The following is a 26,589-nucleotide window of genomic DNA, read 5'->3' as shown; positions in this document are numbered from 1 at the left end:
AGACAGTCAGATGAGCCGCATTTCCCGAAACATTTCCATCATCCTGCGTACCGAACGGCTGATCGCTCAGCGGAACATGACCGTCTTGGCCAAACGCGCGGGCTTTTTCGCCGCAGCCGGATTGGCGGGCGGGTTGGCCATCATCATGCTGAATGTCGCGGGCTATCTTGCTCTGGCGTCAGTGATGTCCAAGCCGTTGGCTGCACTGGTCATCGCCCTGATCAACCTGATCGTGGCGCTGATACTCGCGGCTATCGCCAACTCGGTCAGCGCCGAGGCCGACACTGCGCCAGTAGCAGAACTGCGCGACATGGCGATCGGCGATATCGAGGCCGAGGTTCAGGACATGATGTCAGAGGCTCGCGAGACGGTCCGCGACCTTAGAACCGTCTCACGCGACCCTCTGGGAACGCTTGCCCCCGGGTTGGTGACCATGATCGCAAGCGCCGTTCTGAAACACCTGAAGAACCGCAAAGAGTAAGCGGCGACTGTCGCCTAGACGGTCGCCCCTTTCTGGCGGATCAGACAACCAATGCTGCTGGCGCAAACACCGACCAGAACGCCGATGATCAGCTCCATGGGCTCGACCTTGGCAAAGGCCCAATGGGCAAAAGCCAGGGTTTCCAGTATGCCGATCACCGCGCCCATGGTCGCGGCCAACCACAGTTGGCGGGTCATCATGCCCACCGCAAGGCCCAGAATGCCGGGCAGGCTCAGGATGTTGCCGCCGATTGTTCCAAGAATCTCAAGCATGTCGTGCCACTCCTAGTCGGATGTGCTGTTCAGGAATGACCGGATCTCGGCCGCGCCGGTACTCTGCGCCACCTCGGTGCCGGTCACCGGATCCAGCGAGGCGACCACTTTCTGGTACTCCTCCAGATAGCCCGGCGGCAGGCTGTGCGCGATGCCCTGATGGCAGTCGATGCAGGTCATGTTCTCGTCGATCGCGCGCTGGTGTTCGTTGGCGGCGCGCGTCTCCTGAATGGTGAAGTCCATGTATTCGAAATTGTGACAGTTGCGGCATTCGCGGCTGTCCGAGGCCTTCATCTTTTTCCACACGGCCGAGGCCATCTGCAGGCGGTGATCCTCGTATTTCTCGGGCGTACTGATGGTGCCGACCAGCTCGTGATAGACGTCTTTCACCGCCATGATCTTGGCTTCGATCTTGAAGCTCCATTCCTTGGGCACGTGGCAATCGGAACAGATGGCCCGTACGCCGGAATGGTTGTTGTAGTGGATGGTTTCCCGGTATTCGCCAAGGTTGGTTTCCATCGTGTGGCACGAGACGCAGAATTCTTCGGTATTCGTCATCTCAAGCGTCCAGTGGAACCCACCCCAGAACAGGATGCCGGCCAGAAAGCCCGCCAGAACCAGAAAGCCTGCGCTGAACGCGGCGGCCGGAGTCCAGATCCACGCCCAGATGCGACCGATCAAGCCGCGCTTTTCAGGAGAGTCTGCCATATTCGGTGCTCCTTTCAGTCCAAAGCTGGATCAGTTTCCGGCCGAGGGCTGGAACAGGTTGTCGACCAGGGCCGGCGCATCCGCCTGCGGCACATGGCACTGGTTGCAGAAATACCGGGTGCCCGCGATCTGATCGAGCTCGTTGCCTTCGCGATCCAGATAGTGGGTCATCGACAGGGTCGGCGCGTTGCGCTCACCGGCCTTGGTCCAGTCGTGGCAGGACAGGCACTGATTGGTGCGGATGTCGATCTGGTACTGGTCGATCTTGTGCGGAATCAGCGGCGGCTGCTGGCGATAGTTGCGCTGCATGCGCCCTTCGATGTTGCGGTGCACATCATCTAGGATGGCCGGATCATCGATGTCCACGCCTCGCAACGTGGTCACGGACGCGGATTGCGCAAAGGCAAGCCCGGTCACAAGAAGAACAGGGATCAGGGCTATTGCGCCTGTCGCTATTGATTTTTTCATCTTGGCACTCCCTTAAGCAGGTCTGGCGGCGCGCGGTTCTGGCGCGGCGGCTGGATCGGGTGGCGCGACGACGGCGTCATCGAACCGGTGGGTAAGCTTGAAGACATCGACCGAGCACACGTCGATGCAGCGGCCGCATGTGGTGCAATCGGGCAATAGGATCAGCGGGCTGGATCCCGGCTTGCCCTTCAGTGCGGGCGAGATCACCTGGTTCTCCGGACAGACCGCATAGCAATCCATGCAGTCGTCACAGGCGGCGCGGTTGGTGGCGCTGACCCGCAGCAGGCTTTTGGCGCCGATCAGGCCGTAGAAGGCCCCGACCGGGCAGATATGGCCACACCATCCATGCCGGGCCACGAAAAGGTCAAAGACAAAGATCGCTACGACCATCGCCCAGACAAAACCCATGCCAAAGACCAGCCCGCGGTGCAGCATGGTGATCGGATTCACCAGTTCCCAAGCGATTACACCTGTCAGGGCCGACGCGATCAAAACGGTCGCCAATATCCACAGCCGGGTGCTGCGTTTGGGCTGCCAGCCTTTGGACAGGTCCAGCCGACGGTGCAGCCAATGCGCGGCATCCGTGACCGGGTTGATCGGGCACACCCACGAGCAATAGACCCGCCCTCCGATCAGCGCATAGGCCACCAGAACGATCAGCCCGCCGATCAGCGCGGTCATTTCCGGCCAGTGGCCGGCCACCAGCCCCTGCAGCAGGATGAACGGATCGGTCAGCGGCAGCACGTCCAGCGTCAACGATCCGGCCAGCGTGCCCTTGACGATCCAGATGCCGAACCACGGTCCCAACAGGAACAGCGCCAGAAAGAACACCTGACTGAACCGCCGCAGCAGCAGGAACCGATGGGCGCCGACCCATCCCTTGACCTCGCGGGCCTCGTGCCCGACGGGCATATGTGTCCGCGCCGTCATTGGCCTGCCCCCGGAAGGTTGTAGCCCGGTTCGTACCCGCCCGGCGCGGCAAGGTTGTCCGCGCCCGGTCCGGGCAGGCGATCGGGCAGGTCGATGATGCCTTCGACCAGCGGCCCGCCCTTTTCGGCCTTTTCTTCCCATCCCTTGCGATAGTGCTCGGCCGAACTGCCACGCGCCAGCCGTGCGGGCAAAACCTTGATCGCCGCCTCGGGCAGAACGCAGCTTTTCTCGCAGACACCGCAGCCAGTGCAGTGGTCGGCATGAACCGTCGGCGCAAAGATCGCGTGGTGGCCGGAACGGTCGTTGTGCGACAACTCCAGCGTGATCGCCTCGTCGATGACGGGGCAGACGCGATAGCAAACGTCGCAGCGCAGCCCCAGGAAGTTCAGGCAGTTCTCCTGATCCACCAGAACCGCAACACCCATCTTGGCGTCGTCAATGTCCTGCAACCCCTTGTCCAGCGCTCCGGTCGGGCAGGCCGCAACACAGGGGATGTCTTCGCACATCTCGCAGGGCACGTCGCGGGCGATGAAATACGGCGTACCGGTCGCCACCGCATCAACCCCCAGCTCGGCCAGCTTCAGCGTGTCATAGGGGCAATCGCGGACGCAAAGCCCGCAGCGGATGCAGGCCCCCAGAAAGCCATCTTCGGGCAACGCCCCCGGTGGGCGCAAGGCCTCGGCCGGCAGGGCGCGGGCGTCGCGGGCCAGATAGGCCAGCACCGACCCGGCGACCAGACAGCCACCCGCCGCGCGCGCCGAGTCCTGCAGGAACCGGCGCCGTTGCGGCGAAAGAGGTTTGCCGACCAGAGACATTACACGCGACCTTTGCGATCCCTGCCCTTACGCCCGCTCGACCTTGCAGGCGCATTTCTTGAAGTCCGTCTCTTTCGACAGCGGACAGGTCGCATCCAGCGTCAACTTGTTGGTCAGTTGGCCCTCGTCGAACCACGGCATGAACACGAGGCCACGCGGCACCTTGTTGCGGCCACGGGTCTCGACACGGCTGATCACCTCGCCGCGGCGGGTGGACAGCACGATCTCCTGCCCGCGGCGCACGCCGCGTTCCTTGGCGTCCTCGGGGTGCATGAACACCACGGCGGCGGGGAAGGCGCGGTGCAGCTCGGGCACGCGGCGGGTCATCGACCCGGAATGCCAGTGCTCCAGCACCCGGCCGGTGCACAGCCAAAGATCGAACTCTTCGTCCGGCTCCTCTGCTGCCGGTTCGTAGGGCGCGAAGATGATCTTGGCCTTTCCGTCCTTGTGGCCATAGAATTTGACGCCAGCACCCTCAGGCACATAGGAATCGTAGCCCTCGCGGAAGCGATAGAGCGTCTCTTTCCCGTCCACGACCGGCCAGCGCAAACCGCGGGCCTGGTGATAGGTTTCGAACGGTGCCAGATCGTGCCCGTGGCCGCGGCCAAAGCTGGCATATTCCTCGAACAGGCCCTTTTGGACGTAGAAGCCGAAATGCTCGGATTCGTCGTTGTGGAACCCTTCGGCGGTTTCCGACAGCGGATACTGGTCGATCTTGCCGTTGGCATACAGTACGTCGAACAGGGTCTTGCCACGATGCTCGGGCATCTTGGCCAGCAACTCTTCGTCCCAAACCTCCTCGACGGTGAAGCGTTTCGAGAACTCCATCAGCTGCCACAGGTCCGACTTGGCCTCGCCCGGGGCCTTTACCTGCTGGCGCCAGAACTGGGTGCGGCGTTCGGCGTTGCCATAGGCCCCTTCTTTCTCGACCCACATGGCGGTCGGCAGGATCAGGTCGGCCGCAACGGCAGTCACCGTTGGGTACGGATCCGATACGACGATGAAGTTTTCGGGGTTGCGATAGCCGGGATAGCCTTCTTCGTTGATATTGGGGGCGGCCTGCATGTTGTTGTTGCACTGCACCCAATAGACGTTCAGGTCACCATCCTTCAGCTTGCGGTTCTGCAGAACCGCGTGGAAGCCCGGCTTGGGCGGAATGGTGCCTTCGGGAATGTTCCACTTGGTCTCGGTGATCTTGCGGTGTTCATCATTGGTCACCACCATGTCGGCGGGCAGGCGGTGGGCAAAAGTGCCAACCTCGCGCGCGGTGCCACAGGCCGAAGGCTGACCGGTCAGCGAGAACGGTGAGTTGCCGGGCTCGGAGATTTTGCCCACCAGCAAGTGCACGTTGTACATCAACGAGTTCACCCAGGACCCGCGGGTGTGCTGGTTGAAGCCCATGGTCCACAGGCTCATGACCTTGCGGTTCGGGTCGGCATATTCCTTGGCCAGCTGCTCAAGCTGGTTCGCCGGTACGCCCGACAGTTCAGAGACGTATTCCAGCGTGTAGTCGGCGACCGAGGCGGCGTATTCCTCGAACGAGATCGGCTCCAGCTTGCCCGAGTCCGGGTTCGCCGCGGCCTGTTGCAGCGGGTTGGTCTCGCGCAGGCCGTAACCGATGTCGGTAGCGGTCTTGGTGATGTTGACGTGGTTCTTGACGAACTCCTCGTTCACCGCGCCGGTCTGGATGATGTGGTTCGCGATGTAGTTCAGGATGGCCAGATCGGTCTGCGGCTTGAAGATGATGCCGTTGTCGGCCAGTTCGAACGAGCGGTGCTCGAAGGTCGACAGCACATGCACCTGCGCGCCCGGCTTGGTCAGGCGCGTATCGGTCAAGCGCGACCACAGGATCGGGTGCATCTCGGCCATGTTCGAGCCCCACAGCACGAAGGTGTCGGCATGCTCGAGGTCGTCATAGCAGCCCATCGGCTCATCAATGCCGAAGGTCCGCATGAAGCCCACCACGGCCGAGGCCATGCAGTGCCGCGCGTTCGGGTCGATGTTGTTCGTGCGGAACCCGGCCTTCATCAACTTGGCCGCGGCATAACCCTCCCACACGGTCCACTGTCCCGAGCCGAACATGCCCACGCTGGTCGGGCCTTTCTTGGCCAGCGCCTCTTTCCACTTCTCGGCCATCACGTCGAAGGCTTCGTCCCAGCTGACGGGCTCAAAGTCACCGTTCTTGTCATAGACGCCGTTCGATTTGCGCAACAGCGGGGTGGTCAGACGGTCCTTGCCGTACATGATCTTCGAAAGGAAGTAGCCCTTGATGCAGTTCAGCCCCCGGTTCACCGGAGCGTCCGGGTCGCCTTGCGTGGCAACCACGCGGTCGTTCTTGGTGCCCACCAGAACCGAGCAGCCCGTGCCGCAGAACCGGCAAGGTGCCTTGTCCCATCGGATGTCGGCATTGGCGACTTGGGCGGCAGCTTGGCCCGTCGCCAGCGGGATACCGGCCGCGGACGCGGTCGCGGCGGCGGCGGTTGCTTTCAGAAACGTACGGCGAGATTCGGAAATGGTCATGACAAGGGCCTCCGGCTGGAATCTTGGCTGGGAGTTTCGGGACGCGGACGGGTCTCCGCGAGATCTTCGAAATGGTGATAGGTCAGGGTCAGCGAGACGACCCCGGGGATCTGATGCAGGTCCATGATGATCTCGGACGCCAGCCGTGTCTGCGTGTCCTCGACAACGACAACGAACCGGCTGTCGTCGGATTCGGCATGGACCTCGACCCCGTCAAACGCAGTCATCGCCGACCGTGCTGCCGAGGTCTGGTCCGGCGCGACATGCACGAGGCATCCACAGATATTCATTCACGCACCTCCACTGTGGCGGGCTGGTATCTCTCAAGGGAAACGGCACCGGTCGGGCATGCGGCCGAACAGGCTCCGCAACCGACACATGATGCCAGGTCCAGGTTCACTTCGGCACGGCCTCCGGTTTTCAGGCGGAATCGGATGGCCCCTTGATCGCAGCTGTCCTGGCACACTCGGCAACTGACACCATTTGCCGAAAGGCAGGTGTCGGACACTTTCGCGCGCCACGGCCACTCGGCGAACCGGTCCAGGCTCAATGCGTCGGTCTTGCAGGCATCCGCGCAGCCTCCGCAAAAGGTGCAGCCACCCTGCTGCGGCTGAAACACCGGCAAGCCCGCGTCGTCCATCGCCAAAACATCCTCGGGGCAAACCGAGACACAGTCGCCGCATCGAGTGCAGAGATCGTGGAAGTTTTCGCGCGCCGCTCCTGGCGGCCGCTTCACGCTGTCGTCTTCGCGAGGCAGGCGTCCTGTCAGGAACGCGCGCCTGCTGGCTACTGCAGACATGTGCCGCCCACCCGTTCTAGAAACATTTGTGGTACTCCGTTCATGCTGCGTGGATAGCGGATACGAGTCAACTCTGACTTGATCTTGATCAGATTTGCTCATGGATTGAGCAACCGAATCCTTCCTGAAACACAACTCTGGAAAGGTGCGGCACAAAGCTGATCCGCAGGACCGGCAGCAGCGGATTGCGCAGTCATAATCGAATATTACTATAAAAATGCAGACTCGACCCGGTGGTCTGTACTAGGCTGCCTGCGGGTGGATACTTCTGAGGGCACCAATGTCTGGCGACCTAAGGGAATGGCTGAGCGCCCTTGGGTTGTCCGATTACACCCAAGCGTTCGCGGAAAACAAAATCGACTTTGCAATTCTTCCTGAACTTACGGGCGAGGATTTGCGCGAGATCGGGGTGACCGCCGTCGGCGACCGTCGCCGGTTGCTGCGCGCGATATCCGAGCTGGACGTCCCGGAAACCGTCGGCGCGTTTGAACCCGAGGTCGAACTGGAACCGGCAAAACGTCAGGTCACTGTTCTGTTCGCGGACCTGACCGGCTTTACCAAATTGTCCAGCGAACACGACGCCGAAGACATGCACGCGCTGCTGAATGCGTTCTTTGGCAAGGTCGACCGCGCCGTCGAGAAATTTGGAGGCCGGATCGACAAGCATATCGGAGACGCTGTCATGGCGGTGTTCGGGGCGCCGATCTCGCACACCAACGACACCGAACGGGCGGCCCGGGCTGCGCTGGAGATTCACGCCGCGCTTCCCACACTTGACCCGCCCCTGTCGTGCCATATCGGCATCGCCTCGGGGCAGGTCATCGCCAGCACCACCGGAAGCGAAGCCCATACCGAATACACCGTGACAGGGGACGGCGTGAATCTTGCGTCCCGCCTGACCGACATTTCTGCGCCGGGTCAAACGCTGGTGTCGGACGACATCCAGCGCGCGCTTGGCCCACTGTTCGTGGGCGAGGCGATCGGCACCAAGGCAATCAAGGGCCTTAACAAGGAGGTCGGAATCTGGCGTCTGGACCGTCTGGCCCGGAACATTCGCACGCGGCGCCACAAATTCATCGGGCGGGAACGCGAGATGTCGTTGTTCTCGGCGACATTCGACCGGTGCCAGCGCCACGGAAAGGGTGAGGTTCACATCATTCTTGGCGAACCCGGTATCGGCAAGACCCACTTTTCGGAACAGGTGGCCGAGCTGGCCGCAAACCGGTCCTATTCGATCCACGGGGGCGTGGTGATGGATTTCGGCACACGCGAAGGGCATTCGGCCATCCAGTCCATCGCCCGCAGCCTTCTGGGCCTCGACCCGACCGACGACTCCGATGCCAGCACCGCGGCCGCTCATGACGCGATCGACCGGGGGTGGATCAACCCCGCCAGTTCAGCCCATCTGAGTGCTTTGCTCGAACTTGAACAGGATCCCGGGCTGGCCGAAGTCTATGCCGCGATGGACAACGCCGCACGCATGCGGGGTCGGCGACAGGTCATCGACGAACTGCTGCAGGCCCGCAGCCGCGAGGCCCCCCTTCTGCTCCAGGTCGAGGACATCCATTGGGCGCCACCGGACATTCTGACCATGTGCTCTTACATGGCTGCCGCGACGCGGGACCTGCCTTGCGTTCTGATGATGACCAGCCGGGTCGAAGGCGACCCGATCGATCGGGAATGGCAGATGGGAACGGATGGTGCGCTGGTGTCCAAGCTTGAGCTGTCGCCTATGGGTGACGAACAGGCGCGGAAACTGGTCGAGGAATTCACCGCCATCGACCCAGAGCTGTTGGAAACCTGCGTGCAACGCGCCGGAGGCAATCCGCTGTTTCTCGAGCAACTGCTGCGTAATATCGACGGCCTGACCCGCGACACTGTCCCCGGCAGCATCCAAGGCATCGTGCAATCCCGTCTGGACGGGTTGGATCGTCGTAGCAGAACGGCGATTCAGGCAGCATCGGTTCTGGGGCAGCGGTTCTCGCCCGAAGTTCTGAATTATCTGCTGGGTGAAGGCCATCTGGACACGTCCGACCTGATCCGCTCGGCCCTGATCCGCGAGGTCGGGGCAGATCTGATGTTTGCGCATGCTCTGATCCGCGACGGATCCTATGCGACGCTGGTCAAGTCCGAGCGCGCCCGACTGCACCGGCAGGCAGCAAGCTGGTACGAAGGCAAGGACGCCACCTTGCGCGCCCAACACCTGGACCGTGCCGACGCCTCCAACGCAGCCGAAGCCTATCTGGAGGCCGCCGAAAACCTGATCCAGGCCTTCCAGTTTGACGAGGCCAGCCCGCTGATCGAACGCGCGCTCGAGCTTTCGGCTCCGCCGGGTATCCGGTTTGACCTGATGTGTGCCCGCGCGGAAACCCATCGGCTTCAGGGCCTGTCGGACGAGGCCCTGAGCGAGTTCAACGAAGCCGCTGCCTTGGCCGAGACTGACGCGCAGAGTTGCCGCGTTCATATCGGTCTGGCACAAGCCGCACGCCAGGCCAGCCTGTACCAGGATGCGCTGCACAGCCTCGACATCGCCGAGGCCGCCGCTGACCGCAATGGATCGGAACGGGATCTGGCCCAGATCAGCTATGTTCGCGGAAACATCTATTTCCCGCTGGGACGGGTCGCGGATGCTCTGCAAAGCAACGAAAAAGCGCTGACGCTGGCCCGCAAACTGGAATCCGTCCGGCTGGAGGTCGGCGCCCTCAGCGGCTTTGGCGACGCGAATTTCATGAATGCCGCAATGCGTACCGCCGCAGGGTTCTACACTCAGGCCGTCGAAAGAGCGCGGGACAAAGGACTGGTCCGGGACCTGGCCGCCAACCTTCACAATCTCAGTGTTGCCCGCAGTTACTCGGGTGACGTGGCGCAAGGTCGGGCCGATGCGCAGGAAGCCATCGAAATCTCGCAGAAATACTTTGCCTTCGTGCCGGAATGTGTCGCGCAGACCTGCCTGGGCGTCGCGTGCACCTTTCAGGATGACATGGACGGCGCGCTGCAGGCCTTCATCCAATCCGCCGATATCGCCCAGCGCGTCGGTGCCAAGCGACTCGAGGCTCAGGCGCTGGAACACTTGGCGCGGGCGCAGGTTTACGCCGGGCAAAGGCAAGAGGCTGAACAGGTGGGGCGGCGCGCCGTGGAAATCGCGTTGGAACATGGCCGCAACTTTGTCGGCCCCAAGGCGCTGTCGGCATTGGCCTTGGCTCTGGACGACCCGGATGCCCAGGATGATCTGTTGGATCAGGGCGTCCGGATACTGGGCGAAGGCTGCGTTGGGCACAGCCACCTGCATTTCTACGCAGACGCCTGCGCCGTAATGCTGGCCCGCCAGGATTGGGACCGCGCGATCCGCTTTGCCGACGCCTTGTCCGAGTTCACCGCCTCAGAACCACTGCCGATGGCCGATCTGTCCATCCGTCACACCCGTCTTCTTGCTGCGGCCGGGCAACAGGGCCTCGCCCTGTCTGACCACGCCGAGTTTCCAGAACTTCGATCTCAGTTCGATGATCTGGGCGTGGTGCGGTCGCTGATGGGGCATCTGGATTTTCCGGTGGCCGGAATGGCCGGTCAACCGACGGCATGAACCGCATGACGATGGAACAACAGGAAGAAACAGGGCGCGTAATGACGGTCGAGAAAAAGGTCTGGGGTCTGTCAGGCCTCGTGTCGCTGATACTGACGGCCGTATTGTTCTACCTTTGGGCATCGCTGAACCATTTCGAGCAGGACCCGACCCAATTGCCGGATCAAGCCTCGGTCGATTCCTACCTGGAGTCGCTGGAGAACGCGCCGGATTATCGGGTCAGGACGGGAATATTCCTCAAATCCTTCAGTTTCGTCGACGCAAGCGATGTCCACGTCACGGGCTATGTCTGGCAGCACTATCAAACCGGCGTCCATGACGCGATAAAACCCGAACCCGGTCAGGCCGGGTTCCTTCTGCCCGAGTCCGTGGATGTCGGGAGCGGCCTTATCGAAGAAGCCTACCGGATGCCAGAACCCGGCGGCGAAGTGATCGGCTGGTACTTTGAGCAGACCCTGCGCCAGTCCTTCGACTACACCAGCTATCCTTTCGACCACAAAACCGTCTGGGTGCGGTTCTGGCCGGGCCGGTTTGACGTGAACGTCGCCTTGGTTCCCGACTTCGACGCCTATCCCGCGACTGGGCCAAAGGACATTTTCGGGATCGACAACCGCATCGTCATGGGCACTTGGGAACGCGAAAACACCTATTTTGACTACAAGCTGTCCGATTTGGACACGACGCTGGGCATCAACCAGAACGAGTTTCAGACCAGACTGCCCGAACTGCACTACAACTTTGTCATCAAACGCAACTTTGCGAACGCCTTCGTGGTGCACATGATCCCATTGATCGTAGTCACGATGCTTCTCTTCGGCGCCGTAATGACGGTGACGCGGAAGCCGAACCTGGTCGAACGGCACGATTTCAGCACCTCAAGCGTGATCGGAACCTGCTCGGTCCTGTTCTTCGTGATCCTGCTGGCCCATGTGCAATTGCGCGAGGGTTTTGCCGGGTCACCGGTAATCTACATGGAGTCCTTCTTTTTCCTGATGTACTTCATGCTGCTTGTTGTCTCGGTGAACACCTATCTGTTCGTCTCCGAGTCCGCACCGTCGCTGCGCTTGATCCACTATCGTGACAACCTGATTCCGAAGGCCGCGTTCTGGCCATTTGTCCTGAGCTGCATGATCGCGATCACCGCCTACAACCTCAGCCTCAAGTCACCTCCGTCAACGGATGCCCCCGAGGCCATCACGCATCAGGACGGCTAGCGGCCGCCTCATACCCGGGCTTGAGCGTCCCTGTGGCCATGTCGATCGAGTATTCGTCGACCAATTCGGACGCACCGCTTTCCAGTTCGGCAAGGTATTTTTCCGGATTGGCGATGACGTAGACGTAAGCCGGTTTTTTCACGCCATCCATCAGGACATTGATCCGCTTGCGGACATAGACATTGTCAGCCGCGCCCGGTCCGTGAAAGCCCTCGAGCTTGTCGAGTTCCTTCAACCCGTCCGAGGTTACCCGGTAGACCTCGCCCTTGATTGGACGGCCAGTGCCCTTGCGATCCACCAGTGTGGCCATGCGGTGCAGATAGGCACAGTTCGGGTTGTCGCAAAACGGCTCTTTCGGAACGATCAGGGGCATAGGCTGCCGAGTGACCGCTTGTCCAACGAAATCATCCAGAACGTCCGCATGAGCGTCGTGGTTGGGAAATCCTTTTTTGAGCGATCCGTAGGTAAAATACAGATAGGTCTTTTCGCGATCATCGATCAGGTCATCTTCGTCTTCCACCTCTTCTGGTTCTGACAGTGCGTGCGTGTTGGCCCATTCATCCAGCATCGCGCGGATCTCGTCCGACACCCTGATGCCCCTGGACCGCACCGGATCCTGCAGGAAGTGGATCAGAGGGCTTGCATCTATGCTCTCCGCCGCCAGCAGGGTTTCGACCATCTCGGCCGAGTTGTTCATCGCGGCGACATGCAGGCTGGTAAATCCGTGATCATTGACCGCGTTCACGTTGATACCTCTTGCGATGAGGGCTTTGGCAGCCTCGATGTCCGGTTTTCCCAGATCTTGCCCGTTCTCGGTCAGCTCGCCCTCGCCCCCGGCCGCATAGTGCAGCAGCGTGTCGCCATTATGGTCATCGACAATGTCGATACCGGCGACCCCCTCATCTATGGCCTGAAACACGGGCTCCCATTGGGCGAAGTCATCCGAGGCCGCAGCATCCTGCGCCCATTTGCAGATATTGTGTTCGTGGTTTTCCAGCTCTTCGAAGGCTTCTTCCAACACCTCCATGATCTGGTCGGGCGTGGCCATCATGCCGATGCCCATCATCCCGTTCGACAGGCGCCCCTTGCGGGGACCCACAAGATCAATCCCCAGATCGCGCAGCTTTTCGACATTGTTCTGGGTGGTGACGTTGTTCCACATGTTGGTGTTGCAAGCCGGACAGAGGATCGCCGGCTTGTTGCGATACTGCCAGGCCACAAAAACCGAAGTCAGCAGGTTGTCGGCAATGCCGTTGGCGATCTTGCCCATCGTGTTGCAGGTGACCGGCGCGACAATCACGCAATCGGCCCAGTCGCATAGCGCAAGATGCGACGCGCGCAAGGGCATCCCGAACTCGGTATAGCGAAAGTTCCACTCGTCATCGTCGCGGTAGTAGTCATTGTGGGTGATATAGTCGTCGACTGTCTTGGTTTTCTTCCCGGTCTTTTTTGCCTTGCCGGCCTCGCTGGCCTTGTCGGTCCCGATATCGCGAAAGAACTTTTCGGCCGAAACCGAAGGGATCAGTTTCACGTTGTGACCAGCCTCGGTGATCCGGGCGACCAACTGAGGCACCTTGTCCGCAGCCGATGAGCCGCAGGCGCATAGCAGAACGTTCCGGCGACCGTTTGGCGGGGCTGTCAACCCGCCCTTGGGATACCCGAAGATGTTCTTGTCGAGGCTCGGCGACTCGTGGCGCAGCAAGACAGGCAGACCGGCTTTCTTCATGTCTTCCTGCAGGCTGCCGTCCAGGATCATGTCGACGATGTCGCTGCGCTTGCCCAGGCATTTCCCTTGGAAGAACAGGTAAGGCACCTTTTCCTTGCTGCTTTCGGCCACCAGTTGCCGGCGCATCTTCATGGCGTTGGCCCCGTGCCCGGCGACATCGACCAATTTCAGACCAGTCGCGCCGATATTGGCCAGAATGTTCTTCAGCATGTTCGACCACGGGTCCTCATCCTCGTAAAACAGAACCAGCGGGTTTTCCCGGACAATCCGCGCCACGTCGCTGGGGTCTTCCGGGGCCTGGGTCTCTTCGATCACCAGCATGGCCGGGCTTTTCAGGTCGCGCAGCCCGCGAAAGATATGCCCGCGTGGCGCCTGCCAGACCTGCGATGTGGCCGGGCTCATGTCGACGACGGTGACAAGGTCGGCCTTTTCGTCATAGGCCACGCACAGGCACCAGAACTCTTCCAGCAGCGCCGTCTCGCGGAACACGTTTTCGGGCGGCCGGATCACCTCGAACCCCAACACGCGGTTGAAGTCGATGTTGATCATCAGGTGGCGCCCCTCATGTTCGTTCAGACTGCGCAGCTGATCCCGGAACCAGTCTTGCGGCGACCTTTTGTCCTTGCCGGGTCGTTTGGCATAACTGCGGAAGGTGCTGCCGATATGCACCTCGGAGGTGCCGGCCAGATACCGGTGGGCCATCTCGCTCATCTTCTTGGCGGTCGAAACGCGGCTCAGCGCCTCGGTGTACGAGGTCTGGGTCGCGATCAGCAGCTTGTCTTCGGTGACCTGGACATCGCCCAAAATCTGCAGGCTTTCGGCCAGAACGCCCAGGCTGTTCATGTTCGGGCTGGCCCGCCGGAACAGGTTGCGGCGCTTCTTGGGATCGCGGGCCAGATACCTGGTGCTGTCCACATAGTTGCAGTCCTGCCGGAAGGTCTGCAGCGTGGTCTTGACCGCTTCGCGCGCGGAGAACCGCAGCAGCCCGCGCGCGCGCATCGAAGTGCCGTCGCGGTCGGACATGGCCGCGTACAGGCGGTCGATCGTGGTGACCCACAGCTTGCCGTATTTTTCGGGATGCACATCCATCATGTGCACCAACCCGGTGCTGGGGTTGCACTTGGCGATCACCGCGAAATGGCCGCCGGGCATGGTGGGCTTGCCATGCGCGACCCCAACCTGAAAATTCGCCACCAGGATATCGTTGTCTCCGCCCAGTCGATTGGATTCGTCAATCGCCTCAAGCAGCAGCGGCACCGAGGTCGTCGCCTCGTCCATGAAGTAGGCCTGGACCTGCACAAGGTCGCGCAGACCCTGCGAATGGATATAGGTGCACGCCACGTCGAACAGTTCACCCAGCGAGATGCCGTCATTGACGACAAAGCTGGTGGGCAGTTCGCAGACGCGGAAGATGTCGTTCACCTCGCAGCTGAAGCCCAGCGCCGACATGCTCAGCGCGGCCGCGGTCACGCTGCAGCAGTTGATCGGCTGCTGGAAATTCTGAAGATGCACGCTGACCAGATCGCCGAACAGCGTGGCGTAGCATTCGCGTCGAATTTCCGCGGGAATATCCAGCCACTCGTTACTGGCCAGAAAGGCAAGCCGAGTGCCGGGCAAGGCAACGGCCTGCAGGCTGACCGGTATGTCGCGGATCTCCAGATGCTCTTCGTAGAAATAGTCCCCGGTATCGGCGGTCGCCAGATCAACGTCGTTCTGGCGAAGCTTCACGATGCCGTCCAAAACCACATACATCCCGCGCGGCGGCAGAACCGTGTCCTCAAGAACTTCGAACAGATCGAAATGCTGCCTGAGCCGCTCGGCGCTCTGCCGCACCTTTTCTCCGGGCAGAACGGCGAATATTTTCTCCCAATCGGCAGATGTGGCTTCAATCGGTTTTGAATTGGAAATCGTCTGTGTGGTCACGGCCAGTTCCTCCCCCAAAAAGTCAGTGGCGCAATAGTTTCGTATTTCGTGGTCACTTTCCTGAAATCAGCATTTGTATTTTGCAGTCTCCCCCGCCGAACAAACGGCAGACCGCCCGACGCGTGGCGCCATTCAATGCTGGCTCCACCCCTCAATTTGCGCAGGCAATACGAGCGATACCTGCATTCTTAGTACAGATTTGCAGAAAAATCACTGGGATTGTGGGGTTTACCCAGCTTCGCAAACTGATGCACCGCTGGGGCAGAGCGGCCTTGATTGATCGGGTGATAGTCGTCAACGTGCAAGCAACCCGCCAGACCCGCGCCCGGTTCAAAGCAACGGAGCCCCCAATGTCAAAACATGGATATGAATCCGGCCGCCTGAATCTGCCGTTCGTCGGCATCGCCACATTCGGCAAGAAGCCATATGTGCAGGATTGGGACCGGATCGATGCCGATGTCGCCATCCTGGGCGCCCCGTTCGACTTCGGCTGCCAATACCGGTCCGGAGCCCGGTTTGGCCCGCGTGCGGTGCGCGAGGCATCCACTCTGTTCAGCTTTGGTCATGCAGGTGCCTATGATCACGAGGACGATGCCACCTACTTGGGCGAAGAGGTGCGCATCGTCGATCTGGGGGATGCCGATATCATCCACACCAAGACCGAAGCCAGCCACGCGAATATCGAATACGGGGTACGCAAGATCCTTGAGGCCGGCGCTCTGCCCGTGACGATCGGTGGTGACCATTCCATCAACATTCCATGCATCAACGCCTTTGATCAGGACTGCGCCCGAAACGGTCCCATTCACGTGGTCCAGATCGACGCGCATCTGGATTTCGTGGACGAGCGACATGGCGTTACGGCGGGCCATGGAAACCCGATGCGGCGGGCGATCGAGAAGGACTATGTCTCGGGTATGACCCAGCTGGGCATCCGCAATGTCTCGTCGACTGCGAAAGAAGGTTACGAGGATGCACGCGCGCGCGGCTCCGACATCTTGTCGGTGCGGCAGGTCCGCAAGCTGGGAACTCAAGGGGTGTTGGACCGCATCCCCTCGGGCGTCCGATACTACGTGACTATCGACATTGACGCGTTTTGCCCATCCATTGCACCGGGCACCGGAACACCAAGCCACGGCGGTTTTTTGTACTACGACGTTCTGGAAATCCTGCAGGGCCTTGCCCGGAAAGGGCAGGTCGCTGGCATCGACCTTGTCGAAGTTGCCCCGGCCTATGACCCGACCGAAAGCACGCAGATCCTTGCCGCGCAGCTGTTGCTGAACTTCATCGGCTTCATCTTTCACCACAAGGAATGAAAGAAACCCCGGTCACATAAACTCGGAGAGATCAACCAACGGGGTCTCTCGTGTAACCGCGACGGCGTGACTACCACCCGGTGACTGAACCCGCACGTCCACACGTTCAGCCTGCGAAAACCGGTCGAAGTAATCAAATCTAATTTCACCAAGCGCCTGAAGGTTGCTGCACCTGATCGTGTATTCGGCCTGAAATTCGGGCCGGTGATCGTCAGACCCCAAGGCCGACCCGGCTTCGCCGCCGACCAGCGCCACGTTCGCCGTGGCCGTGGCACAACCCGCCTCGGCAGTGACCGCGAACAAGGTCATGGGCTGCGACAGGTCCGAAATGGCGACCGCGACCTTCGCCTTTTCCTCTGCGCTCGAAGCGGGAAGTTCAAAGCCAACGATTTCAGACGCAGGAACAGACAGAGACAGCGTGTACCCCGAATCCAAAAACGCGATCACCAGTGCTGCGGGTTTTGGCGCCCCTTCCTGCTGCGCGTCCAACGCAAGGGGAAACACGCAAAGGGCAAACGCCAGGGATCTCATCACGCAACCACCACCAACTTAAGAATCACACCATCATTGTATCTGCACGCCTTCCGCAGGCAACGGCGCGCAACCCGGTCTGACCCCGCCGGAAATGGCTAGACAGATCCAGAGAACCCATCCAGCCAAACCGTATTTGGCCAAAACAGCGACGTGTTTCACAAATAATTCCCGACTTAAAGACTCGGGTTGACATAACTTACAATTTAACTCAGTTAATATTCATCTCAGCACCCGCACCGGGTGCTCTTGCCCATTCATTTCGACAGGAAGGCCTGAACTTTATGACCCGCATATTTTCGACGACCAGCCTGGCAGCCTTGCTGATGGCAACGGCGGCAGCCGCCGGCGACGCCCCCGCAAAGGTCGACATTCTGGACACCTATGCTGACATTGCCGAAGCAAAATATGACGACAGCCTGCGTGCTGCCCGCAAGTTGCAGGCCGCCGTTGCCGCACTGGTTGACCAGCCTTCTGCTGAAAACCTGACCGCCGCACGCCAGGCCTGGGTTGCGGCGCGCGTTCCGTACCAACAGACCGAGGTCTATCGCTTCGGCAATCCGATCGTCGACGAATGGGAAGGCAAGGTGAATGCGTGGCCTCTGGACGAGGGTCTGATCGACTATGTGGATGCGGCCTATGGCGGCGCGACGGACGAAAACGAGCTTGCGGTTCTGAACGTGGTTGCCTCGCCCAGCTTTGAGCTGTCTGGCCAGCCGGTCGACGCCACCGAGATCACGCCCGAGCTGCTGTCTGAGACCCTGCACGAGGCCGACGGGATCGAGGCCAATGTGGCAACGGGTTATCACGCCATCGAGTTCCTGCTGTGGGGCCAGGATCTGAACGGTCACGGCGAGGGCGCCGGCAACCGTCCGTGGACCGACTATGCGCAGGACGAGTCCTGCACCGGCGGCAACTGCGATCGCCGGGCCCAGTATCTGGTGGCGGCGACCGACCTGCTGGTCTCGGACCTAGAATGGATGGCCGCGCAATGGCAGGGCGACGGTGCCGCGCGGGCGGCCCTGACCGACGACGCCGACTCGGGCATCAGTGCAATTCTGACGGGCATGGGATCCCTGTCCTATGGCGAACAGGCCGGTGAGCGCATGCGCCTTGGACTGATGCTGAACGACCCGGAAGAAGAGCATGACTGTTTCTCAGACAACACGCACAACAGCCATTACTATGACGGGTTGGGGATTCAGAACGTCTATCTGGGTCGGTATGTCCGGATTGACGGTACTCCGGTTTCGGGTCCGTCCCTGTCGGATTTGGTTGCGGCCTCGGACCCGGCTCTGGACACCGAGATGAAGACCAAGCTGGCCAACACAATGTACGCGCTAGGCCAGATCAAAACCGCAGCCGAGGCCGGATTAGCCTACGATCAGATGCTCGAGCGCGGGAACGTCGGTGGCGAAACGCTGATCATGGGCGGTGTCGAAGGTCTGATCGATCAGACCAAGACGATCGAACGTATCGTGTCCGTGCTGGGCCTGGGCAATGTCGCATTCGAAGGGTCCGACAGCCTCGACAACCCCGACGCCGTTTTCCACTGATGAACCAAAGCAGCCGGGCGCAGCGACCGCTTGCGCCCGACCCTGCGACAAGCTGTGTCTGGACCCGAAGCAAATACCCTACTATTTGACTAGGAATTAAGAAAGGCCGAGTCGCCATGATCGTCTGCCACTGCACCAACATCACGGATCACGAGATCCGCGCGGCAATCGACTGGATGCGCGCGGCAGATCCTCAAACCATCATCACGCCGGGCAAGATTTACCATGCTTTGGGAAAATCGGCGGATTGTGGCGGGTGTATGCCGCTGTTTCTGGACACGATGCGCGCAACCGATAACCTCGAAATACCCATGCAACTCCGCGCCCTGCGCGTGGATGATACACAGGAGAGTGCAGATGAAGGGCGACCCCAAAGTCATCGAATACTTAAACAAGTCCCTGCGGCATGAATTGACCGCAGTCAGCCAGTACTGGCTGCATTACCGCCTGCAGGAGGACTGGGGCCTGGGCCACATGGCCAAGAAAAGCCGCGAGGAAAGCATCGAAGAGATGCAGCACGCGGACAAGCTGATCGAGCGGATCATCTTCCTCGGCGGCCACCCCAACCTGCAAAAGCTCGACCCGCTGCGCATCGGCCAGACGCCCAAGGAAACCCTGGAATGCGACCTGGCGGCCGAGATCGACGCCCGGGCCCTGTACAAGGAAGCGCGCGAATACTGCCAACAGGCCGGAGACTTCGTGTCGATGGCGCTGTTCGAACAACTGATGGCCGATGAAGAAGGCCATATCGATTTCCTCGAAACCCAGCTCGATCTGTACGAAAGACTCGGCGAAGCAAATTATGCGCAACTCAATGCATCGAAAATGGACGAGGCCGAATAAGGCGGGCCTCTTCGTGGTGGCCGTTTTTGCGGCCACCCCTTCCCTGTCTCAGGATCTGCGGGACAGTCATTTGAACCCCCTCCCCCGAACCGACGCTGAACGGGCACGGATCGCCACAGTCACCGCAGCGCCGTCGGATTTCACGCAGCCCCAGCGCTATGAGGACCTGCCGGCAGGCGCCGCGACGGTGCGCGCCCGGACCGATGCGGATGCGTTCTCGCAACCCTCGGCCAACCTGAGCTTTGAGCAGGAGCTGGATTTCAAGGTCGGCAACGGGCTGTTCAAGAAGGTCTGGGTGTCGTCTCCGTCCTCGACTCTGGCCTCGGATGGGCTGGGGCCGCTGTTCAATGCCCGGTCGTGCCAGCGCTGTCACATCAAGGACGGGCGTGGCCACACCCCGGCCGGACCCGAAGACAACGCCATTTCGATGTTCCTGCGCGTTTCCATCCCCGGAACGCCTGCGGACGCGCCGGAAGGGATCGAAGGGTATCTCGCTACCCTGCCCGAACCCACCTATGGCGGCCAGATGCAGGATTTCGCCCTGCCCGGCCACCAGGCCGAATACCGGCTGGACATCACCTACGAGGAAATCCCGGTGGAACTGTCCGACGGCGAAACCGTGTCGCTGCGCAAGCCCACCTACAGAGCGGCCGATCTGGGCTATGGGCCGTTGCACCCGGACGCGATGCTCAGCCCACGCGTGGCGCCGCAGATGATCGGTCTGGGCCTGCTCGAGGCGATCCCGGCCGAGGACATCCTGGCCAAGGCCGACCCGGAAGATGCCAATGGAGACGGGATCTCGGGGCGGCCCAACATCGTGTGGTCGACGGAATTCGGCGAACCCATGCTGGGCCGGTTCGGGCTGAAGGCGGGCATGCCGACGATCATGGAGCAGTCGGCCGCGGCCTTCGCCGGCGATATCGGCATTTCCAGCCCGCTCTACCCCGCGCCATTTGGCGACTGCACCCCGGCCCAGGCCGATTGCCAGACCGCCCCGCATGGTGACGGCGACGAACGCGGCTTCGAGATCGACCAGCAGGGCATGGATCTGGTGGCCTTCTACAGCCGCAACCTGGGCGTTCCCGCCCGCCGCGATGTGGATGACCCGCAAGTTCTGCGCGGGAAAGAGGTTTTCCACACCATTGGCTGCGCGTCCTGTCACACGCCTGCTTTCGTCACCCACCGTCTGCCCGACCGGCCCGAGCACAGTTTCCAGCTGATCTGGCCCTACACGGACCTGCTGCTGCACGACATGGGCGAGGGACTGGCCGACAACCGCCCCGAGGCCCGCGCCACGGGCCGCGAATGGCGTACCGCGCCACTGTGGGGCATCGGCCTGACCGAACGGGTCTCGGGGCATACCCAGTTCCTGCATGATGGCCGGGCGCGCTCGCTTCTCGAAGCGGTCCTGTGGCACGGCGGCGAGGCCCAGGCCGCGCGCGATGCAGTCGTTTCCATGCCCAAACCCGACCGCGATGCGTTGATCCGGTTCCTGGAGAGTCTCTGACCCATGCGCCTGATTGCCGTGATCCTTTCCGCATTGATCCCCCTCTGCGCGGTGGCACAAAGCCGCGATGCGATCCTGACCGACGTGACCCAGGCCCATATCCTGCCGCGTTTCGAGCAACTTGTCGAAATGACCGCCACGCTGGATGCTGCCGCACGAGCCGACTGCGCGCCGGGGTCCGCCGATCTGCGCGCGGCCTATCACGCCGCCTTTGACGCCTGGATATCCGCAAGCCACCTGCGGTTCGGTCCGACCGAGGTCGGAGATCGTGCCTTTGCCCTGGCCTTCTGGCCCGACAGCAAAGGGTTCACGCCCAAGGCGCTGTCGGCGATGATCGCGGCCGAAGACCCGGCCATTGCCGACCCCGATGCCTTTGCAGAAACCTCGATCGCGGGGCGCGGCTTCCTCGCGCTCGAGAGGATGCTGTACGACCCGGCCTTTGCCGATCAGGGCAATGCGGCCTATCGCTGCGGGTTGATCCGCGCCATCGCCGCCGACATCCATCGCACCGCCCGGGCCATCGACCGGGACTGGTACGGCCATGCCCGCATCATGACCCAACCCGGGCCGGACAGCCCCTATCGGTCCTCCGACGAAGCCCTGCAGGAGCTCTACAAGGCCCTGACCACCGGGCTCGAGTTTACGGCCGATACGCGCCTGGGCCGCCCGATGGGCAGTTTCGACCGCCCCCGCCCCAACCGGGCCGAGGCCCGCCGGTCGCTGCGGTCGCTGCGGCATGTGGAATTGTCGCTGACAGCGCTGCGCGACCTGGCGGCGCGGCTGGCGGCCGATCACCCACAGATTGCCGCCGCGCTGGACGACGCCTTTGCCCGCAGCATCGCCCGGGCGCAGGCGCTGGACGATCCCGCACTGGCCGGCGTGGCCGAGCCCCAGGGGCGGCTGCGGATCGAGGCGCTGCAGCAGTCGATCAACGACATCCGCAGCTTGGCCGCCGCGCAGTTGGGTCCGACCCTGGGCATAAGCGCCGGGTTCAATTCATTGGACGGAGACTGACCGATGACCAGCCGCCGAGGGTTCCTGGCCGGTTTGGCAGCGGCCACTCTTGCCCCCCTGCCGGGCTGGGCTGAGGTCGGTTCGCCCGATTTCCTGTCGGCTGCGCTGTTCGACGATGGGTCGTACCGCCTGGTCGGGCTGACCGGTTCAGGAGAGTTTCGGTTCTCGGTCCCCCTGCCCGGCCGCGGGCATGCCGCCGCCGCCCATCCCCATCTGGCGCGGGCCGTTGCATTCGCGCGCCGTCCGGGGCGATTTGCGCTTGTGATCGATTGCGCGACCGGGGACCAGCTGACCCGGCTCGAGGCGCCGGCCGGGCGTCATTTCTATGGCCACGGCGCATTTTCGCCCGACGGCCGCCGGTTGTTCACCACCGAAAACGACTATGAGGCTGGCACCGGGGTCATCGGCGTCTGGGACGCGGCCGAGGGCTATGCCCGAATGGGCGAGTTTTCTTCGGCGGGGGTCGGCCCCCATGACGTAGTGTTGATGCCCGACGGCAAATCTCTTGCCATCGCCAACGGCGGCATCGAAACCCACCCGGATACCGGGCGCAGCAAGTTGAACCTGCCGACCATGCGCCCGAACCTGACCTATGTCAGCCTCGACGGATCGGTTCTGGAGCAGGTCGAGCTGCCCGCGGCGCTGCACAAAAACTCGATCCGGCATCTGGCCGTTCGTGCGGATGGCCTGCTGGCCTTCGCGATGCAGTGGCAGGGCGACCTGTCCCACAAGCCGGCCCTGCTGGGGCTGAATCGGCGGGGTGGCCGTTACCACCTTCTGTCCGCGCCGGATGACATTCAGGCGACGCTGGCCGGCTATGCAGGCAGTGTCGCCTTTTCCGCCGAGGGGCGTCAGGTCGCCATCACCTGCCCACGCGGCAACGCGCTGCACGTCTTTGATGCCGAGGCAGCTCGTTTTGACAGCGCCCATTCGCTCGGCGACGTGTGCGGGTTGGGCCCCGGGCCATCCGGCTTTGTCTTTACCACCGGGCATGGCGATGTGGGGCATCTGGTTGGGTCAAACCCGGCGGTATCGCCCCATCCTCGGGTCCGTTGGGACAATCATCTGGTTCCCATTCGCCCTGCGATCTGAATTGGGCTAACCTCCGATACAGATTACACTTGGAAGAATCGAACGGCTGCCGTATTGGCGGGCGAAATTTCCACGCCTGCAACGCAAGGACTGACTTGATTGAAACAAACGCCCGTCGCACCGCATTCCATCTACGGGGTTGAAAAATGGGGCAAGGGTCTCATCGAGGTGACGGAGGACGGCGAGATCAGTCTGCGCAATCCCATGGCACCCGATGCGGCGGCCATCAGCCTGCCCGGTATTCTGCACGACCTTGATCAACGCGGGATCAAGGCGCCGATGATCCTGCGCATCAGCTCGTATCTGGAACGCGAAATCGCGCATATCAACGAAAGCTTCCGCGATGCGATTGCGCGTACCGGCTACAAGGGGTCCTATCGCGGCGTGTTCCCGATCAAGGTGAACCAGCAGGCGCAGGTCGTCGACCGGATCGTCGAGTTCGGCAAGCAATACAATTACGGGCTCGAGGCCGGATCGAAGCCCGAGCTGGTGATCGCCCTGGCGCACCGTCTGGCCCCCGAGGCGCTGATCGTGTGCAACGGCGTCAAGGACGCGGAGTTCATCGAACTGGCCATCCTCAGCCGCAAGATCGGGTTCAACACGGTCATCGTTCTGGAAAGCCCGAAAGAGGCCGACACGGTCATCGAGGTCTACGAACGGCTTGGCATCGAACCGCTGCTTGGCGTGCGGGTGAAACTGACCAACCAGATCAGCGGCAAATGGCAGGAAAGCTCGGGGGATCGGTCGACCTTTGGCATGAACACCGATCAGCTGGTCGCGGTCGTCGACAAGCTGCGCGATGCGGGCCTGCTGCATTGCCTGAAGCTGCAGCATTCGCATCTGGGCAGCCAGGTGCCCGACGTGAACGACGTGCGCCGCGCCGTGGGCGAAGCCTGCCGTTATTACACCGAACTGACCCGCGAGGGCGTGCCGCTGACCCACCTGGATCTGGGCGGCGGCATGGGCGTCGATTACACGGGCGAGAAGAAGGCGACCGAGAACTCGATCAACTACACGGTCGAGGAATACTGCGCCAATGTGGTGGAGACCGTGGCCTATGCCATGGACGAGGCCGAGGTGGACCACCCCACGCTGGTGACCGAGAGCGGCCGCGCGGTGGTGGCGACCTCGTCGATGCTGGTGTTCAACGTGCTTGAAAGCACGCTCTATGACGCGCCCAACGGCCCCGAGGTGGAACCCGACGACCACCACATGGTGTCCGATCTGGCGGCGGTAAACGGGTACCTCAGCCACGATCGGCTGCAGGAATGCTGGAACGACGCCACCTTCTACCGCAACGAGTTGCGCGCCCTGTTCCGCCGTGGCTATGTCGACCTGCGCCAGATGGCCCGGGCCGAGCGCATCTACCTGTCGCTGATGGCGCGGATCAAGGCGCTGGCGGCCTCGGACGAGGTCGAAACCGATGTGGACGACCAGTTGGAAAAGCTGGCGGACATCTATCACTGCAACTTCTCGCTGTTCCAGTCGCTGCCCGATGTCTGGGCGATCGACCAGTTGCACCCGATCGTGCCGCTGCAGATGCTGAACCAGGCCCCCGACCGCCGCGCGGTGCTGTCCGACATCACCTGCGACAGCGACGGCAAGATCGACCGGTTCATTCTGGCCGACGGTGTCTCGCCCAGCCTGCCGGTGCATTCCCTGCCCGAAGATCGCGACTATTACATGGGCGTGTTCTTCGTCGGCGCCTATCAGGAAACCCTAGGCGACCTGCACAACCTGTTCGGCGACACCAACGTGGTCACCATCGACCTGCGCGCCGATGGCGGGTTCGACCTGCTGCATGAGCAAGAGGGCGACACGATCAGCGAAGTCCTGTCCTATGTCGAGTTCGACCCAAGCGACTGCATCGCTGCCTTCCGCAAGATGGTCGACGAGGCGATCTCGACCGGCACGCTCAAGGCGAATGAACGCAAAACCCTGATGACTGCCTATCGCGACAGCATCAACGGCTATACCTACTACGAATAACCCCGGCGAAAGGAGAATTTCCCATGGGCAAGACACTGGTTGTTGGCGCGGGTGGCGTCAGCCACGCCGCCGTGCACAAGATGGCGATGAATTCCGACATCTTCACCGAGATCACGCTGGCCAGCCGCACCAAGGCGAAATGCGATGCCATCGCCAAATCGGTCAAGGAACGCACCGGCGTCGACATCAAGACCGCCGAGCTTGACGCCTACAAGGTCCCCGACACCGTCAAGCTGATCAAGGACACCGGGGCCGAGCTTCTGGTGAACCTGGCCTTGCCCTATCAGGACCTTGTGCTGATGGATGCCTGCCTCGAGGCCGGGTGCCACTATCTCGACACCGCCAACTATGAGCCCGAGGAAGAGGCCAAGTTCGAATACCACTGGCAGTGGGCCTATCAGGACAAGTTCAAGCAGGCCGGCCTGACCGCGATCCTCGGCTCGGGCTTCGATCCCGGCGTGACCAGCGTATTTGCCAAGTGGCTCAAGAAACACAAGCTGGACTCGATCCGCCAGATCGACGTTCTGGACGCCAATGGCGGCCAGAACGATCAGGAATTCGCCACCAACTTCAACCCCGAGATCAACCTGCGCGAAGTACTGGCCGACGCCCGCCACTGGGAAGGCGGCGAGTGGAAAGTGACGCCAGCCATGACCCACAAGGTCGAGTTCGACTTCCCCGGCATCGGGCCGAAGAACATGTACCTCATGTATCACGAGGAACTGGAGTCACTCTCGACCCACTTCCCCGAGATCGAGCGCGCCCGTTTCTGGATGACCTTCGGCGATGCCTACATCACCCATGCCAAGGTGCTGCAGAATGTCGGCATGACCCGGATCGACCCGGTGGTGCACAACGGGGTCGAGATCATTCCGATCCAGTTCCTGAAGACCCTGCTGCCCGATCCCGGCGATCTGGGCGCCGAAACCAAGGGCAAGGCCTGCATCGGCGACATCGCCACCGGCCAGGCCAAGGACGGCTCGGGCGAAAAGACCTACTACATCTACAACATCTGCGACCACGAGGAATGCTACCGCGAGGTCGGCAGCCAGGCCGTCAGCTACACCACCGGCGTCCCCGCCATGATCGGCGCGGCCCAGGTGCTGAAAGGAAACTGGCGCGAACCGGGCGTTTGGAACATGGAACAGCTGGACCCAGATGATTTCATGGACATGCTCAACAAGCACGGCCTTCCTTGGCAGGTCCACGAACTCGACGGCCCGGTCGAGTTCTGAAACCTCGGGGCGGTCCGCGCGACCGCCCTACTTCATCTGGCCCAAAATATCCGGGGGGGGGCGCCATTGG

22 protein-coding genes are annotated in these 26,589 nt (G+C 61.8%); 12 read left to right on the top strand and 10 right to left on the bottom strand.

Annotation, left to right across the window (positions count from 1 at the left end):
- Positions 1–10 precede the first annotated feature (10 nt).
- Positions 11–481, top strand: coding sequence for a phage holin family protein (locus tag ACR3EK_RS02065; RefSeq protein ID WP_170339560.1), 471 nt, complete (start codon positions 11–13; stop codon positions 479–481).
- 14 nt (positions 482–495) lie between these two features.
- Here ACR3EK_RS02065 and ACR3EK_RS02060 read toward each other — a convergent pair whose 3' ends face one another.
- Genes ACR3EK_RS02060 through napF form a run of 8 tightly spaced genes read right to left on the bottom strand, consistent with a single transcriptional unit; the run spans position 496 to position 6,993 of the window.
- Positions 496–753: a hypothetical protein gene (locus tag ACR3EK_RS02060; RefSeq protein WP_170340171.1), complete on the bottom strand. Its 258-nt coding sequence runs from the start codon at positions 751–753 to the stop codon at positions 496–498.
- Positions 754–765: 12 nt separating this feature from the next.
- A complete protein-coding gene (locus ACR3EK_RS02055; protein ID WP_170585062.1) occupies positions 766–1,461 on the bottom strand; it encodes a NapC/NirT family cytochrome c in 696 nt (231 codons plus the stop codon).
- 30 nt (positions 1,462–1,491) lie between these two features.
- Positions 1,492–1,929 carry a nitrate reductase cytochrome c-type subunit gene (locus tag ACR3EK_RS02050; RefSeq protein ID WP_170339556.1) on the bottom strand — a complete coding sequence of 146 codons (438 nt, stop codon included), beginning with the start codon at positions 1,927–1,929 and terminating at the stop codon, positions 1,492–1,494.
- A gap of 12 nt (positions 1,930–1,941) precedes the next feature.
- On the bottom strand, positions 1,942–2,859 hold the full coding sequence (gene napH / locus ACR3EK_RS02045; protein ID WP_480632550.1) for a quinol dehydrogenase ferredoxin subunit NapH: 918 nt from the start codon (positions 2,857–2,859) through the stop codon (positions 1,942–1,944).
- Complete coding sequence (gene napG / locus ACR3EK_RS02040; protein WP_170444174.1) at positions 2,856–3,674, bottom strand: ferredoxin-type protein NapG; 819 nt, start codon at positions 3,672–3,674, stop codon at positions 2,856–2,858. Before napG ends, napH begins: the two co-directional genes overlap by 4 nt.
- A gap of 27 nt (positions 3,675–3,701) precedes the next feature.
- Positions 3,702–6,194, bottom strand: a complete 2,493-nt coding sequence (napA, locus tag ACR3EK_RS02035; protein WP_170365082.1) for a nitrate reductase catalytic subunit NapA — start codon at positions 6,192–6,194, stop codon at positions 3,702–3,704.
- The gene (locus tag ACR3EK_RS02030) at positions 6,191–6,484 is read right to left on the bottom strand and encodes a chaperone NapD (RefSeq protein ID WP_170451192.1); all 294 of its coding nucleotides are present in this window, start codon (positions 6,482–6,484) and stop codon (positions 6,191–6,193) included. The genes napA and ACR3EK_RS02030 overlap by 4 nt, the downstream gene beginning before the upstream one ends.
- Positions 6,481–6,993: a ferredoxin-type protein NapF gene (gene napF / locus ACR3EK_RS02025; protein ID WP_170339549.1), complete on the bottom strand. Its 513-nt coding sequence runs from the start codon at positions 6,991–6,993 to the stop codon at positions 6,481–6,483. Before napF ends, ACR3EK_RS02030 begins: the two co-directional genes overlap by 4 nt.
- 280 nt (positions 6,994–7,273) lie before the next feature.
- Here napF and ACR3EK_RS02020 point away from each other — a divergent pair, with 280 nt between their 5' ends.
- Together ACR3EK_RS02020 and ACR3EK_RS02015 are read left to right on the top strand one after the other, a co-directional pair.
- Complete coding sequence (locus ACR3EK_RS02020; RefSeq protein WP_480632549.1) at positions 7,274–10,573, top strand: adenylate/guanylate cyclase domain-containing protein; 3,300 nt, start codon at positions 7,274–7,276, stop codon at positions 10,571–10,573.
- Complete coding sequence (locus ACR3EK_RS02015) at positions 10,570–11,787, top strand: hypothetical protein (RefSeq protein WP_254430305.1); 1,218 nt, start codon at positions 10,570–10,572, stop codon at positions 11,785–11,787. The genes ACR3EK_RS02020 and ACR3EK_RS02015 overlap by 4 nt, the downstream gene beginning before the upstream one ends.
- On the opposite strand, the gene ACR3EK_RS02010 is transcribed toward ACR3EK_RS02015, so the two are convergent.
- On the bottom strand, positions 11,768–15,436 hold the full coding sequence (locus tag ACR3EK_RS02010) for a flavoprotein (RefSeq protein WP_480632548.1): 3,669 nt from the start codon (positions 15,434–15,436) through the stop codon (positions 11,768–11,770). The two genes, ACR3EK_RS02015 and ACR3EK_RS02010, sit on opposite strands and share 20 nt — an antisense overlap.
- 350 nt (positions 15,437–15,786) lie before the next feature.
- Here ACR3EK_RS02010 and speB point away from each other — a divergent pair, with 350 nt between their 5' ends.
- Positions 15,787–16,752: an agmatinase gene (speB, locus tag ACR3EK_RS02005; protein ID WP_480632547.1), complete on the top strand. Its 966-nt coding sequence runs from the start codon at positions 15,787–15,789 to the stop codon at positions 16,750–16,752.
- Positions 16,753–16,764: 12 nt separating this feature from the next.
- On the opposite strand, the gene ACR3EK_RS02000 is transcribed toward speB, so the two are convergent.
- Positions 16,765–17,283 carry a ZrgA family zinc uptake protein gene (locus ACR3EK_RS02000; protein WP_480632546.1) on the bottom strand — a complete coding sequence of 173 codons (519 nt, stop codon included), beginning with the start codon at positions 17,281–17,283 and terminating at the stop codon, positions 16,765–16,767.
- 284 nt (positions 17,284–17,567) lie between these two features.
- Between ACR3EK_RS02000 and ACR3EK_RS01995 the strand changes: the two genes are divergently transcribed.
- The 8 genes from ACR3EK_RS01995 (at position 17,568) to ACR3EK_RS01960 (ending at position 26,519) form a co-directional block, all read left to right on the top strand.
- The gene (locus ACR3EK_RS01995; RefSeq protein WP_480632545.1) at positions 17,568–18,839 is read left to right on the top strand and encodes an imelysin family protein; all 1,272 of its coding nucleotides are present in this window, start codon (positions 17,568–17,570) and stop codon (positions 18,837–18,839) included.
- Positions 18,840–18,955: 116 nt separating this feature from the next.
- Positions 18,956–19,249: a (2Fe-2S)-binding protein gene (locus ACR3EK_RS01990; RefSeq protein ID WP_480632544.1), complete on the top strand. Its 294-nt coding sequence runs from the start codon at positions 18,956–18,958 to the stop codon at positions 19,247–19,249.
- Positions 19,197–19,682 carry a bacterioferritin gene (bfr, locus tag ACR3EK_RS01985; protein ID WP_149776400.1) on the top strand — a complete coding sequence of 162 codons (486 nt, stop codon included), beginning with the start codon at positions 19,197–19,199 and terminating at the stop codon, positions 19,680–19,682. Before ACR3EK_RS01990 ends, bfr begins: the two co-directional genes overlap by 53 nt.
- Complete coding sequence (locus ACR3EK_RS01980) at positions 19,654–21,189, top strand: di-heme oxidoreductase family protein (protein WP_480632543.1); 1,536 nt, start codon at positions 19,654–19,656, stop codon at positions 21,187–21,189. Before bfr ends, ACR3EK_RS01980 begins: the two co-directional genes overlap by 29 nt.
- A 3-nt stretch (positions 21,190–21,192) precedes the next feature.
- Entirely contained in the window at positions 21,193–22,203 is a 1,011-nt protein-coding gene (locus tag ACR3EK_RS01975) for an imelysin family protein (RefSeq protein ID WP_480632542.1), read from the top strand.
- Positions 22,204–22,206: 3 nt separating this feature from the next.
- Positions 22,207–23,295 carry a DUF1513 domain-containing protein gene (locus ACR3EK_RS01970; protein WP_170340143.1) on the top strand — a complete coding sequence of 363 codons (1,089 nt, stop codon included), beginning with the start codon at positions 22,207–22,209 and terminating at the stop codon, positions 23,293–23,295.
- A 99-nt stretch (positions 23,296–23,394) separates the two neighbouring features.
- A complete protein-coding gene (gene speA, locus ACR3EK_RS01965) occupies positions 23,395–25,284 on the top strand; it encodes a biosynthetic arginine decarboxylase (RefSeq protein ID WP_480632541.1) in 1,890 nt (629 codons plus the stop codon).
- Between the two features lie 23 nt (positions 25,285–25,307).
- Positions 25,308–26,519 carry a saccharopine dehydrogenase family protein gene (locus tag ACR3EK_RS01960; protein ID WP_480632540.1) on the top strand — a complete coding sequence of 404 codons (1,212 nt, stop codon included), beginning with the start codon at positions 25,308–25,310 and terminating at the stop codon, positions 26,517–26,519.
- Positions 26,520–26,589 lie beyond the last annotated feature (70 nt).

The sequence above is a fragment of the Ruegeria sp. BC8 genome (assembly GCF_056535705.1).
This window is presented reverse-complemented; position numbering and strand designations above follow the sequence as displayed.

Bases quoted from the DNA above. Each gene is read 5' to 3' on its own strand.
- ACR3EK_RS02020 (WP_480632549.1), top strand. From the start codon at position 7,274: ATGTCTGGCGACCTAAGGGAATGGCTGAGCGCCCTTGGGTTGTCCGAT.
- ACR3EK_RS01990 (WP_480632544.1), top strand. From the start codon at position 18,956: ATGATCGTCTGCCACTGCACCAACATCACGGATCACGAGATCCGCGCG.
- napF (WP_170339549.1), bottom strand. From the start codon at position 6,993: ATGTCTGCAGTAGCCAGCAGGCGCGCGTTCCTGACAGGACGCCTGCCT.
- ACR3EK_RS01995 (WP_480632545.1), top strand. From the start codon at position 17,568: ATGACCCGCATATTTTCGACGACCAGCCTGGCAGCCTTGCTGATGGCA.
- napH (WP_480632550.1), bottom strand. From the start codon at position 2,859: ATGACGGCGCGGACACATATGCCCGTCGGGCACGAGGCCCGCGAGGTC.
- speB (WP_480632547.1), top strand. From the start codon at position 15,787: ATGTCAAAACATGGATATGAATCCGGCCGCCTGAATCTGCCGTTCGTC.
- napG (WP_170444174.1), bottom strand. From the start codon at position 3,674: ATGTCTCTGGTCGGCAAACCTCTTTCGCCGCAACGGCGCCGGTTCCTG.
- ACR3EK_RS02055 (WP_170585062.1), bottom strand. From the start codon at position 1,461: ATGGCAGACTCTCCTGAAAAGCGCGGCTTGATCGGTCGCATCTGGGCG.
- ACR3EK_RS01960 (WP_480632540.1), top strand. From the start codon at position 25,308: ATGGGCAAGACACTGGTTGTTGGCGCGGGTGGCGTCAGCCACGCCGCC.
- ACR3EK_RS02000 (WP_480632546.1), bottom strand. From the start codon at position 17,283: ATGAGATCCCTGGCGTTTGCCCTTTGCGTGTTTCCCCTTGCGTTGGAC.
- napA (WP_170365082.1), bottom strand. From the start codon at position 6,194: ATGACCATTTCCGAATCTCGCCGTACGTTTCTGAAAGCAACCGCCGCC.
- ACR3EK_RS02015 (WP_254430305.1), top strand. From the start codon at position 10,570: ATGAACCGCATGACGATGGAACAACAGGAAGAAACAGGGCGCGTAATG.
- bfr (WP_149776400.1), top strand. From the start codon at position 19,197: ATGAAGGGCGACCCCAAAGTCATCGAATACTTAAACAAGTCCCTGCGG.
- ACR3EK_RS01980 (WP_480632543.1), top strand. From the start codon at position 19,654: ATGCATCGAAAATGGACGAGGCCGAATAAGGCGGGCCTCTTCGTGGTG.
- ACR3EK_RS02030 (WP_170451192.1), bottom strand. From the start codon at position 6,484: ATGAATATCTGTGGATGCCTCGTGCATGTCGCGCCGGACCAGACCTCG.
- ACR3EK_RS02050 (WP_170339556.1), bottom strand. From the start codon at position 1,929: ATGAAAAAATCAATAGCGACAGGCGCAATAGCCCTGATCCCTGTTCTT.
- ACR3EK_RS02065 (WP_170339560.1), top strand. From the start codon at position 11: ATGAGCCGCATTTCCCGAAACATTTCCATCATCCTGCGTACCGAACGG.
- ACR3EK_RS01970 (WP_170340143.1), top strand. From the start codon at position 22,207: ATGACCAGCCGCCGAGGGTTCCTGGCCGGTTTGGCAGCGGCCACTCTT.
- ACR3EK_RS01975 (WP_480632542.1), top strand. From the start codon at position 21,193: ATGCGCCTGATTGCCGTGATCCTTTCCGCATTGATCCCCCTCTGCGCG.
- ACR3EK_RS02060 (WP_170340171.1), bottom strand. From the start codon at position 753: ATGCTTGAGATTCTTGGAACAATCGGCGGCAACATCCTGAGCCTGCCC.